9 protein-coding genes are annotated in these 12,051 nt (G+C 73.4%); 3 read left to right on the plus strand and 6 right to left on the minus strand.

Annotated elements, in window-relative coordinates; translation table 11 throughout:
* Nucleotides 1-28 precede the first annotated feature (28 nt).
* Nucleotides 29-676 carry a dephospho-CoA kinase gene (gene coaE / locus KVS67_RS01390; protein ID WP_036315330.1) on the minus strand — a complete coding sequence of 216 codons (648 nt, stop codon included), beginning with the start codon at nucleotides 674-676 and terminating at the stop codon, nucleotides 29-31.
* Entirely contained in the window at nucleotides 673-3,042 is a 2,370-nt protein-coding gene (gene coaE / locus KVS67_RS01395) for a dephospho-CoA kinase (protein ID WP_217564715.1), read from the minus strand. The genes coaE (KVS67_RS01390) and coaE (KVS67_RS01395) overlap by 4 nt, the downstream gene beginning before the upstream one ends.
* Nucleotides 3,043-3,196: 154 nt before the next feature.
* On the opposite strand from coaE (KVS67_RS01395), the gene KVS67_RS01400 reads away from it, so the two are divergent.
* Complete coding sequence (locus tag KVS67_RS01400; RefSeq protein ID WP_041102704.1) at nucleotides 3,197-3,898, plus strand: YigZ family protein; 702 nt, start codon at nucleotides 3,197-3,199, stop codon at nucleotides 3,896-3,898.
* Nucleotides 3,891-5,108 carry a methyltransferase gene (locus tag KVS67_RS01405; RefSeq protein WP_230260433.1) on the plus strand — a complete coding sequence of 406 codons (1,218 nt, stop codon included), beginning with the start codon at nucleotides 3,891-3,893 and terminating at the stop codon, nucleotides 5,106-5,108. The genes KVS67_RS01400 and KVS67_RS01405 overlap by 8 nt, the downstream gene beginning before the upstream one ends.
* Nucleotides 5,109-5,243: 135 nt before the next feature.
* On the opposite strand, the gene rpsA is transcribed toward KVS67_RS01405, so the two are convergent.
* The 3 genes from rpsA to polA form a co-directional block, all read right to left on the minus strand.
* Nucleotides 5,244-6,701 carry a 30S ribosomal protein S1 gene (rpsA, locus tag KVS67_RS01410; protein WP_036315338.1) on the minus strand — a complete coding sequence of 486 codons (1,458 nt, stop codon included), beginning with the start codon at nucleotides 6,699-6,701 and terminating at the stop codon, nucleotides 5,244-5,246.
* Nucleotides 6,702-6,843: 142 nt separating this feature from the next.
* Nucleotides 6,844-8,217: a GNAT family N-acetyltransferase gene (locus tag KVS67_RS01415; RefSeq protein ID WP_078025548.1), complete on the minus strand. Its 1,374-nt coding sequence runs from the start codon at nucleotides 8,215-8,217 to the stop codon at nucleotides 6,844-6,846.
* On the minus strand, nucleotides 8,201-11,014 hold the full coding sequence (gene polA / locus KVS67_RS01420; protein ID WP_217564716.1) for a DNA polymerase I: 2,814 nt from the start codon (nucleotides 11,012-11,014) through the stop codon (nucleotides 8,201-8,203). Before polA ends, KVS67_RS01415 begins: the two co-directional genes overlap by 17 nt.
* Nucleotides 11,015-11,081: 67 nt before the next feature.
* Between polA and KVS67_RS01425 the strand changes: the two genes are divergently transcribed.
* Nucleotides 11,082-11,603 (plus strand): PaaI family thioesterase, encoded by a 522-nt coding sequence (locus KVS67_RS01425; protein ID WP_144826496.1) that lies wholly within the window; start codon nucleotides 11,082-11,084, stop codon nucleotides 11,601-11,603.
* 60 nt (nucleotides 11,604-11,663) lie between these two features.
* On the opposite strand, the gene mnhG is transcribed toward KVS67_RS01425, so the two are convergent.
* On the minus strand, nucleotides 11,664-12,041 hold the full coding sequence (mnhG, locus tag KVS67_RS01430) for a monovalent cation/H(+) antiporter subunit G (RefSeq protein WP_065573027.1): 378 nt from the start codon (nucleotides 12,039-12,041) through the stop codon (nucleotides 11,664-11,666).
* Between the last annotated feature and the right edge of the window lie 10 nt (nucleotides 12,042-12,051).

The following is a 12,051-nucleotide window of genomic DNA, read 5'->3' on the forward strand; positions in this document are numbered from 1 at the left end:
CTACGTCGCGCCCCGGACACCCCGGCGGTCAGTCCGCCGAGGGCTCAGCCGCGCCGGGGGCGAGGAACCGGTCCCACACCTGGTTCGCCACGGACGCGAGCCGCTCGAGGTCGGCGTCGTTGACGATGACCACGTCCGCGACGGCGCGCCGCTGCTCGTCCGTGGCCTGGGCCGCGATCCGCGCCTCGGCGTCCGCGCGGCTCATGCCGCGGTCCTCCACCATCCGGCGCAGGCGCTCCTCGAGCGGGGCCTCCACCACGATCACGAGGTCGAACGCGTCCGCCTGCCCGGTCTCCACCAGCAGCGGCACGTCCTGGACCACGACGGCGTCCGGCCCGGCCTCGGCGACGATGCGCCGGGCCGCAGCCCGGATCCGGGGGTGCACGATGCGGTTCAGGCGCTGTCGGGCGCCCTCGTCCCCGAAGACGATGCGGGCCATCTCGACGCGGTCGAGCTCACCGTCCGCGGTGATGACGCGGTCCCCGAACTCGTCCTGGACGGCGGCCAGCCCGTCGGTGCCCTTCTCGAGGACCAGCCGGGCGAGGGCGTCCGAGTCCACCAGGAGCGCGCCACGCTCCTGCAGGACACGGGCCACCGCGGACTTGCCGGCGGCGATCCCGCCGGTCAGGCCCACATGGACGCGCGGCCGTTCGGCCACCGGGTCGGTCTCGGTCATACGCGCTCTCCTCGGGCGGCCTCGAGCTGAGGCTGGATCTTGGCCTCCCAGTATGCCCGGACGGCCTCCTGCAGGTCCTCGAGCGAGCCGTCGTTCTCGATCACGGTGTCCGCGATCTCGGCCCGCTCCTCGTCCGCCGCCTCCTCGTCGATGAAGGCCCAGGCCCGCTCGCGGGTCATGTCGTGGGACTCCATGAGCCGGGCGACGCGCACCTCGGCGGGAGCGGAGACGGCCAGCACCTGGTCGAAGTCCTGTCCGGAGCCGGTCTCGGCCAGCAGGGCCAGGTCGACCACCAGCACGGAGTCCTCGCCGATCTCGCGGGCCCGGCGGTTCGCCTCGTCGCGCACCGCCGGGGAGACGATCTCGTACATGCGCATCCGGGCGGTCGAGCTCTCGGTGGTGAGCCGGTTGAGGGTGCGCGCGTCCAGGGTGCCGTCCGCGCGGACGATGTCCTCGCCGAAGACCGAGCGGAGCTCCTCGAGCACGGGGTTGCCGGGCACGAGGATCTCCCCCATCAGGTCGTCGAACTCCACGACGACGGCGCCCAGCCGCTCGAGCTCCGCGCCGACCTCGGTGCGGCCCGCGGCGATGCCGCCGGTCAGGCCGACGGTGACGAGGGCCTTGGCCGCGTCGATGCGCTGCTGGTGCCACGTCTTCGGGGTGTGCGTGTCGTTCTCCGGCTCGGTGCCGACCTCGAACTCGGGGCGGATCACGAAGTCCGAGACGTCCACGCCGTCCTCGGTGGCGCGGCGGCGGTACTCCTCGACCGGCAGCACCTGCTTCCACTGGCGGGTCCGCATGGGCCGCGCGGCACCCGCGTCCTCGCGCAGGGCCTGCAGCAGCAGTGCGGCCTGCGTGACGGTGATGAGCAGGATGGGCAGGCCGATCACGATGATGACCTCCTGCAGCGCCGCCAGGCCGTTCTCGCCCGCGGTGAGGATGATGGCCGCGCAGACCGCGCCGATGGACACGGCCCAGAACACGGACTGGCGGCGGGGCGCGGCATCCTCGTGGCCATTGGCCATCGCGTCCATCACGAGCGCGCCCGAGTCGATCGAGGTGATGAAGAACAGCGTGATGACCACGAGCGCCACGACCGCGGCCACCGTGTAGAGCGGCGTGCCCTGCAGGTGCTGGAACAGGGCGGCCTGGACGTTGCCGTCGGTGACGATCGTCTGCGTGAGGTCACCGCCCTGGCCCGGCGCCGGCGCGGTGGCGCGGTCCGACTGGAACGCGGAGTAGCCGTAGATGCCCATCCAGATGATGACGAACGCCGTGGGCAGGCCGAGGCCGGCCATGATGAAGGAGCGGATGGTGCGGCCGCGTGAGATGCGGGCGAAGAACATCCCCACGAAGGGCGCCCACGTCACGGTCCAGGCCCAGTAGAAAACGGTCCAGTCACCGGACCACTGGCCCGAGTTGTACGTGTCGTTGTAGGTGGAGAGCACGGGCAGCATGGAGGCGTACTCGCCGATCGCCTGCACGGTGCCGCGGATGACGTCCATGCTGGAGACGGCCCACATCAGGACGTACACGAGCAGGGCGATCGCCAGCAGGATGTTGGCGTAGGACAGCCGCTTGACGCCCTTGTCCATGCCGACCAGCACGGAGGCCGTGCCCACGGCGGTGACGACGGCCAGGATGAGCGCCTGGACCCAGCCGGCCACGGGGGTGCCCAGCACGTAGTTCATGCCCGCGTTGATCTGCAGGGCGCCCAGGCCCACGGACACGCCGAGGCCGAACACGGTGGAGACCACGGCGATGATGTCGATCGTCTTGCCGATGGGGCCGTGGATGCGATCGCCGAGGAGGGGCTGGAAGGCGGAGGACACGCGCGGGGGCAGCTTGCGCTTGTACGTGAAGTAGCCGAAGCACAGGCCCGGGACGAGCAGGATCGCCCACATGTGGATGCCGAAGTGGAAGTTCGCGATCGCCATGGCCTCCGAGGCCGCGCGGTCGGAGAACGGCTCCGTCCCCGCCATGGGCGGGTTGGCGTAGTGGTTCATCGGCTCCGCGATGCCCCAGAACATCAGCACCGCGCCGACGCCGGCGGCGAACATCATGCCGAACCAGGTCAGGCCGGAGTACTCCGGCACCGCGTCGTCGTCGCCGAGCTTGACCCGGCCGTACCGGGTCACGGCGAGGATGAACAGGAACGCCACCAGCAGGGTCAGGCTGAGGGTGTAGATCCAGCCGACGTCGTAGCGCAGCCAGCTCGAGACCACGCCGAAGGCCGCCTGGACCGGGCCAGGGAACAGGCCCATCGCGGCGGTGAAGAGCACGACCGCGGCGGCCGAGCCGAAGAAGATCGCCGGACTCGTGCGGAGCCCCAACGTGTCGTGCAGGCGAGTGAGCGGGGAAGTCATGAGTCTCCCGGGACAGGGTCGTGGGAGGCCCGCGGCGGCACGCGTGCTCGCTCACCGGTGGGCCGGTGCCGGGTGGCACGGTCTTCCACTGTACCGAAGCTCACGTCGGGGCTCGACGGCGTGCCCGTCCTCGGCCAGCCCCTAGGGTGGGGTCATGCCCGATCCCGCCCCCGCCCCGACCGCGCGCTGCACGGTCCTGCCGGCGTCCGCCCGCGACCCCGACGGCTGGCTGGAACGGGAGGTGGAGATCCGCCGCAGCCGCTTCCTCACCTACCTCGGGCGCGTCGAGGACGAGGCGCAGGCGCGCGAGATGGTCGCCGTCCTGCGGCGCCGGCACCACGACGCGCGGCACGTGTGCAGCGCGTTCGTCCTCGGCCCCGCCCGGGACCGGATGCGCTCCAGCGACGACGGCGAGCCCGCCGGCACGGCCGGCGTCCCCATGCTCGAGGCCGTCCTCCAGCGCGAGACCGCGCCGGGCCGGACCGACCTGACGGACGTGTGCGCCGTCGTCGTGCGCTGGTTCGGGGGGATCAAGCTGGGCGCCGGGGGCCTGGTGCGCGCCTACTCGGACTCGGTGTCCGGGGCACTCGACGCCGCCCCGCTGCGCACCCGCTCCCGGCTGGCCCTGCTCGCGGTGGAGGCGCCCCACACCGACGCCGGCCGGTGGGAGAACGAGCTGCGCGCGGCGGGCGTGTCGGTGCTGGAAGCGAGCTACGGCGCCGCGGCGGTCCGCCTGACGGTCGGCGTGCCGGACACCGAGGAGGCCCGCGCGGCGTTCGCGGCGCGGCTCGCGGACGTCACGGCCGGCGCGGGGCGTGCGGAACGGATCGGAGAGGACTGGGTGGACCATGAGTGAGCCGTTGCCCCGGGGGGTCACCCCCGATGTCGCCCGTGGCGGGCTGCCGGACGACCTCACCGCGGGCGTGGACTTCGCGGCGCTGGATCGGTGGCCGCTGCCGACCGAGCCCGACCGCCAGGCCCACGACGCGGCGGACCTGCTCCTGCTCGACACCCTGGCCGGGTGGATCGCGAGCGGGCACGTCCCCGGCCCGGTGGCCGTCCTGGAGGACCGGCACGGCGCGCTGACCCTGCCCCTGCTCACGGCCGGCCACGACGTGCGGATCCACCAGGACGACGCCTCCGCCGAGCGCTCGCTGGACGCGAACCTCGCCGCGTGGCGCGCCGCCGGTCGCCTCGGCGGGGAGGCGGGCGAGCTCGAGCGAACGGCCACGCCCGAGGACGCGGCCCGGGGAGCCCGGACGGTCCTGCTGCCGCTGCCCCGCTCGCTCGACGAGCTCGACCGGCTGTCCCGGATCGTCGCAGCCGCGGCCGACCCCGGCGTGGTCCTGCTGGCCGGCGGCCGCGACAAGCACATGAGCCCGCGCATGAACGCGGTGCTCGGCGCGGCCTTCGAGGACGTCGTCGCCGGACGGGGCCGCCGCAAGGCGCGCGTGCTCACGGCCCGGGGCCCGCGTCCCGGCGTGACCCCCCGGCCACCGGAGGAGGCCGACCGCGACGTCCCCGGCGTGGGGAGCCTGCATCTGGTGGCCCACGCCGGCGCCTTCGGTGGTGCCGCCGCCGACCCGGGCTCCCGTCTGCTGCTCGCCTCGCTCGCCGACGACCCGCGCCCGCCCGGGCGCGTCGTGGACCTGGGCTGCGGCAACGGGCTGCTCTCGGTCGGGGCGGCGCGGCTGTGGCCGCACGTCACCGTGCTGGCCACCGACCAGTCCGCCGTGGCGGTGGCCTCGACGCTGGCCACGGCCCGCGCGAACCGCGTGGCGGACCGCGTCCGGGCCGTGCGCGACGACGCCCTGGCCACGTGGCCGGACGGGACGGAGGAGTGCGTGCTCCTGAATCCCCCGTTCCACGACGGCAACGCCGTGGACCCCTCCGTGGCCCACCGGCTGGTGGCGGCCGCGGCGCGGGTGCTGGAGCCGGGCGGCCGGCTGTGGTGCGTCTGGAACTCGCACCTGCGGTACCGGCCGGTGCTGGAGGACCTCGTCGGGCCGACCCGGCAGACGGCGCGCGACCGCACGTTCACCGTGACGGTCTCCGAGCGCCGCTGAGCGCGGCCGTCGGGTCCCGTCCGCTCCCCCACGGCCAGCCCCCCGGGACGCGACGACGCCCCGCCCCTCCGGAGGGAGGGACGGGGCGTCGGGTGCTCGGCGCGGGCCGTCAGGGACGGTCACGCACCGCGGCGATCAGTTGCCGGTGAGCTTCTCGCGCAGGGCGGCGAGGGCCTCGTCGGAGGCCAGGGTGCCTCCGTCCGAGGACGGGGCCTCGGAGGAGTAGGACGAGCCGCCCAGGCCCGCACCGGCGTCGGCGCCGGCGGTGGCCTCCTCCTGGAGGGAGCGGCGCACCTGCTCCTTGTGGGCCTCCCAGCGGGCCTGAGCGTCGGCGTACTGCTGCTCCCAGGCGGCGCGCTCGGTCTCGAAGCCCTCCATCCACTCGTTGGTCTCGACGTCGAAGCCCTCGGGGTACTTGTAGTTGCCCTCCTCGTCGTACTCCGCGGCCATGCCGTAGAGCGCCGGGTCGAACTCGGTGCCCTCGGGGTCCACGCCCTCGTTGGCCTGCTTGAGGGACAGGGAGATGCGGCGACGCTCGAGGTCGATGTCGATGACCTTGACGAACAGCTCGTCGTTGACCGACACGACCTGCTCGGCGGTGTCGATGTGGCGCGAGGCCAGCTCCGAGATGTGCACGAGGCCCTCGATGCCGTCCTCCACGCGGACGAACGCACCGAACGGCACGAGCTTGGTGACCTTGCCCGGCACGACCTGGCCGAGGGCGTGGGTGCGGGCGAAGAGCTGCCACGGGTCCTCCTGGGTCGCCTTCAGCGACAGGGAGACACGCTCGCGGTCCATGTCCACCTCGAGGACCTCGACGGTGACCTCCTGGCCCACCTCGACGACCTCGGACGGGTGGTCGATGTGCTTCCAGGACAGCTCGGAGACGTGCACGAGGCCGTCCACGCCGCCCAGGTCCACGAAGGCGCCGAAGTTGACGATGGAGGACACGGTGCCGTTGCGGACCTGGCCCTTCTCCAGCTTGTGGAGGAAGTTGGAGCGGACCTCGGACTGGGTCTGCTCGAGCCAGGCGCGGCGGGACAGGACCACGTTGTTGCGGTTCTTGTCCAGCTCGATGATCTTCGCCTCGAGCTTCTGGCCGATGTAGGGGGCCAGGTCGCGCACGCGGCGCATCTCCACGAGGGAGGCCGGGAGGAAGCCGCGCAGGCCGATGTCGAGGATGAGGCCGCCCTTGACCACCTCGATGACGGTGCCCTCGACGACGCCGTCCTCCTCCTTGATCTTCTCGATGTCGCCCCAGGCGCGCTCGTACTGGGCGCGCTTCTTCGAGAGGATCAGGCGACCCTCCTTGTCCTCCTTGGTGAGGACCAGGGCCTCGACGGTGTCGCCCACGGCCACGACCTCGTCCGGGTCCACGTCGTGCTTGATGGACAGCTCGCGGGACGGGATGACGCCCTCGGTCTTGTAGCCGATGTCGAGCAGGACCTCGTCGCGGTCCACCTTGACGACGGTGCCCTCGACGAGGTCGCCATCGTTGAAGTACTTGATGGTCGCGTCGATGGCGGCGAGCAGGTCCTCGGCAGAGCCGATGTCGTTGATGGCGACCTGCGGGGCGTTGGAAGTGGTGGTCATGTAGGAGGGACTCCGTTGGGATCGGGGGTCACGTCGGGATCGATGCCGCCGGTGGGCGACATCCGGGCACCAGAGGGGCCCCACCCGGCGTGGGTCGTGATGGACATGTATCAAATGCGCACGAATGTGCTCGTCCAGCGTATCAGAAGCCGACGAGGGTGTGCAGGGGTCGGCTGGGTCGCACAAGCCCGTCGAACGCCTCCGCCGCGCCGGCCCGCAGCTCCGCCACGACACCGGCCTCCGCCAGCACCGCGGCGCCGGCCCCGCGGGAGTGCCCGCCGAGCCAGAGCGCGGAGAACCGGGCCGCGTCGAGCCGGAGTCCCGCGTCCAGGCCCACGGCGTCGGCCGCGGGGCCCAACCGCTCAGCGGCGCCGCGCCCCTGGCGGACGGTGAGCCGCCACGTCCCGTCGATCGCGCCGAGCGCGTCCTCGACGGCGACGACGACCTCCCCGTCGCCCGCCCAGCCACGGGCCGCCATGGCGGCGGGCAGGTTCAGGACCCGCAGGTACAGGTCGTCGGAGCCGCGGTGCCGACTCACCCGCCGCTCGTCGACGAAGAGCGCCTCGAGCCAACCGGGCTCGGGCGCGCGGCCCCACTCGATCCGCTCGACCAGGTCCAGTCGGGCCAGGTGGTGGACGAGCCCGCGCCGCGCGTCGGCGGTCGCCGCGAGGAACGCGGTGACGGTGATCGTGGGCGGCTCCTTCTCCCAGCCCTCGAACCGATACAGCGCGACGCCCTGGACCCGCCCGTCGTCGTCGCGGTGGACCGCCGCGTACAGCCCCGAGCCGCGCCCCTCGTTCCGACTCGCCTCGCGGTCCTCCCAGCGAGGCACGCTGAACGAGGTCCGCTGGACCGAGCCCGGGGTGGCCGGCAGCACCCGCCCGTACAGCTCGTCCACGAGGCCGGGGATCTCCCGCGGCTCCTCGACCGTGACCCGCCCGCCGGCCGGGGCGCCCGTGAACGCGGGGGCGCCCGAGACGTCGATCCGCACGGCGTGCCACCGGGTGGCGGCCCCGAAGCCGAAGCGGCCGTAGATGGCGGCCTCGGTCGCGGTCAGGGCGGCCGCGCAGAGGCCGGCGTCGCGGGCGTCCGCGAGGGACCTGAGCATCATGGCCCGCAGCACGCCGCGCCGGCGGGCGTCCGGCGAGACGGTCACGTCGGTGATCAGCCAGGCGTCGACGGTGCGGCCGGGCGACGTGGTCAGCGGCTGCACGAAGTCCTCGAAGGTGGCGGCGGGGCGGCGGGCCGCCGGGTCGTCCCCCGGCGCGTAGACGCCGAGCCGGCGCCGTCCGTCGGCCGCGTGGGCCTCGAGCTGCTGGCGGAGCGCGGCGCCCGTGGGCACCGTCTCGTAGAAGCCCCGTTCGACCGCGGCCGCGAAGTGCGATGCGGCGGGGTCCTCGGGGCCGAGGACCCCGAGGTCGCGCAGCGCGAGGCCGTGCTCGCCGAGCCGGTCCTCGGCGGCGTCGGCCAGCCGCCGCAGCGACGGACCCTCCGGCGCGTCAGTGTGCGGCGTCATGCCAGCTCCTTCCCTGGCCGACGTGCACGTCGAGCGGCACGGAGAGCTCGGCGGCCCGGCCCATCCGCTCCTTCAGGAGCGCCGTGGCCTTCTCGAGCTCGGCGGCCGGGACCTCGAGGATGAGCTCGTCGTGGACCTGCAGCAGCAGGCGCGAGGCCAGCCCGTGCTCCTCGAGGCCGGCCTGCACGTCGAGCATCGCGCGCTTGATGATGTCCGCGGCCGAGCCCTGGATGGGGGCGTTGAGCGCGGCGCGCTCGGCCATGTCCCGCAGCTGACGGTTGTCCGAGCTGAGGTCCGGGAGGTAGCGGCGGCGCCCCTCGATCGTCGAGGTGTACCCGTCCTGTCGGGCCTGCGCGACGACGTCGCGCAGGTAGTCGCGCACGCCGCCGAAGCGGTCGAAGTAGCCCTTCATGAGGCCGCGCGCCTCGTCCACCGAGATCTTCAGCTGCTTGGACAGCCCGAAGGAGGACAGCCCGTAGGCCAGGCCGTAGCTCATCGCCTTCACCTTGGCGCGCTGCTCGGCGGTGACGTCGTCCGGGTCCACGCCGAACACCTGCGAGCCGACGAACGAGTGCAGGTCCTCACCCTCGCGGAAGGCCTGGATCAGCCCCTCGTCCTCGGACAGGTGCGCCATGATGCGCATCTCGATCTGGGAGTAGTCGGCCGAGAGCAGCACGGCCTGCTCGCCGGCCACCTCGTGCGCCACGAACACCTCACGGATGCGGCGGCCCGCCTCGGTGCGCACCGGGATGTTCTGGAGGTTCGGGTGCAGCGAGGACAGCCGGCCCGTGGCGGCGGCGGTCTGCGAGTAGGTGGTGTGGATGCGGCCGTCCGGGGCGACGGTCTCGAGCAGCCCCTCCACGGTCTGCCGGAGCTTCGTGGCGTCGCGGTGGGCCATCAGGTTCTCGAGGAACGGGTGCCGGGTCTGCTCGAGCAGGTCCTGCAGCGAGTCCACGTCCGTGGAGTAGCCGGTCTTGGTCTTGCGCGTGCGCGGCATGTTGAGCCGCTCGAACAGCACCTCCTGCAGCTGCTTGGGCGAGCCGAGGTTGACCTGCATCCCGCCGGTCTCCTCCGCGACGGACGCCCACGCGGACTCCTTGGCGGCGTCGGCGGCGGCGGTGAAGTCCTCGCGCAGGCCGGTCAGGGCGTCGACGTCGACGGCGATGCCGGTCAGCTCCATCCGGGCGAGCAGCCGCGAGAGCGGGATCTCGAGCTCCTGCAGCAGCCGCTGGGCCCCGCGGTCGAGCACCTGGGGCGTGAACTGGGTCGAGAGACGGCGCACCACCCAGGCGGCCCGCACGGCGTCCGCGGCGCGGTCCGCGCGTTCGGCGGCGGCCTGACCCCCGTCGAGGTCGAACGTCCCCTGCGCCCGCTGCTGAGCGGGCTCGCGCGGGGCGGTGAGGGGGGTGTGCAGATGCGCCTCCGCCAGCGCCTCGAGCGAGGTGTCCCGCCGGTCCGGCTGGATCAGGTAGGCCGAAAGCAGCACGTCGTCCACCACGCCGTCCAGGGCCGCGTCCCGGCCGAGCCCGTCCCCCTCGGTGGGCGCGGCCAGCGCCTTGAGCGTGCGCTTGAGGTCGTGCACGGCCTTGGCGAGTCCGCCCTCGCCGAGGGCCTCGCGCACGGCGCCGACCAGCGCCGGGTCCGGGGCGTCGCCGTCGAGGCTCACGTGCAGGCCCGCGTGCTCGCCCACCAGCGCGACGCCGACGGGCGTGCCGAACGTGCCGGGCACGGGCACCTTGCGGCGGGGCAGCAGGGCCGGGCCCTCGACGTCCACGTGGACGCCGAGCAGGGTGCCGGCCTCGGCGGCGAGGAAGGCACGCACGTCCTCGGCCGTCGTCGCCTCGGTGAACTCCGGGGCGGCCTCGACCTCGGGGGGCGGCGCGTCCTCGCCCACCCGCTCACCGAACACCTCGAACACGCGCTCCCGGATGCGGTTGAACTGCAACGCGTCGAACAGCTCCTCCACGGGCTCGCGCTCCGGCATCTCGAGCCGCATCGCCTCGAGCCCGATCGGCAGGTCGAGGTCGCGCACGAGGGCGTTGAGGCGGCGGTTGCGGCGCACGTCCTCGAGATGCTCGCGCAGCGCCTCCCCCTTCTTGCCCGTGATCTCGTGCGCGTGCGCGAGCACGCCGTCGAGGTCCCCGTACTGCTTCAGCCACTTCGCGGCGAACCCGGGGCCGACGCCGGGCACTCCGGGCAGGTTGTCCGCGGCCTCGCCGACGAGGGCCGCGAGCTCGGGGTACTGGGCGGGGGCGACCCCGTACTTGGCCATGACGGCGTCCGCATCCATCGGCGGGATGTCGGAGACGCCCTTCTTGGGGTAGAGCACGGTGGTGCGCTCGGAGATGAGCTGGAACGCGTCCCGGTCACCGGAGACGACGACGGCCTCCCACCCCGCCTCCTCGGCGCGCGCGGACAGTGTGGCCACGATGTCGTCGGCCTCGTAGCCCTCCAGCGTGAGCGTGGGGATGCCCAGGGCCTCCATGACCTTCACGGTCAGCTCGATCTGGCCCGCGAACTCCGCGGGCGTCTCGGAGCGGCCGGCCTTGTACTCCCCGTACTCCTCGGAGCGGAACGTGGGCCCGGAGAGGTCGAACGCCACGGCCACGTGCGTGGGCCGCTGCTGCCGGATCATGGTCAGGAGCATGGCGGTGAAGCCATACACGGCGTTCGTGTGCTGGCCCGTGTCCGTGGCGAAGTTCTCGGCGGGCAGCGCGTAGAACGCGCGGAACGCCATCGAGTGCCCATCCAGGACCAGCAGCCGCTGTGGGGCCTCTGGGGTCGGATCTGCCGCCATGGGTACTCACGTCTCCTCTCGGCGCGCGGCGCGGGGCGCACCGGTCGCGTGTGCCAGCCTAGTGCTCATGAGTGAGCACACCGCGACCACCCCCGCCGCCTCCGACCGCGTGTACCGCCCCGGCGTCACCCCCGAGCTGAGCCCCGCCGAGCTGGCGGCGGCCTGCGCCGAGGCCGGTCTGACGCCCGAGCTCGTCGCCGCGCTCGGCGGCGCGGCGATCAGCCCCCTGGCCCAGAAGATGGGCCTGCGCTTCCTCGAGCTCACGGCCGAGCGCGCCGTCGCCACCCTGCCCGTGGCAGGCAACGAGCAGCCCGTCGGGCTGCTGCACGGCGGCGCCCACCTCGTCCTCGCCGAGTCCCTGGGCTCGATGGCCGCGAAAATCCACGCCGGGCCGGACCGCAACGTCGTCGGGGTCGAGATCAGCGCCACGCACCACCGGGCCGTCCGCTCGGGCCTCGTGACCGGCACCGCGACCGCCGTCCACCTGGGCGGCACCCTCGTCACCCATGAGGTGGTGATGACGGACGGGCAGGGCCGGCGGCTCTCGACCGCCCGCATCACCAACCTGGTCCTGGCGCCGCGCCCCTGAGGCGGCACGGCCCGCCCCGGGAGACGGGACGGGCCGGGCCGACGCCGCGTGCGGGCGGTCTCAGACCTCGTCCGGCGCGCGGGGAGCGGGCTCGCCGTGCTCGCGCCCCGGGGTGTCCTCGGCGAGCTCGTCATAGTGCCCGGGGTTCATGGGCACCCCCGTGAGATAGGCCGAACGGGCCAGGGCCATCGTCGCCACCGACGCCGTCCCGAGCTGCAGGACCACGATCAGCACGACCTTGACCACGTTGGCCACCGAGGGCATGTGGAGCAGGGCCCCGACCACGAGCAGGATCATGCCGACGCCGCCGGCCGTGCCGGTGGCGGAGATCCGCGTGTAGGGGTCCGGGAAGCGCACGAGGCCCAGGGCGGCGCCGAGGAAGACGAGCGCGCCCAGCACGATCATGAGCGAGCCGATGACGTTCATCGCGGTGTCCATGGGGATGGCC

Origin of the sequence: Micrococcus sp. GbtcB5 (assembly GCF_019091605.1) — a bacterium.
GTDB lineage: Bacteria > Actinomycetota > Actinomycetes > Actinomycetales > Micrococcaceae > Micrococcus > Micrococcus luteus.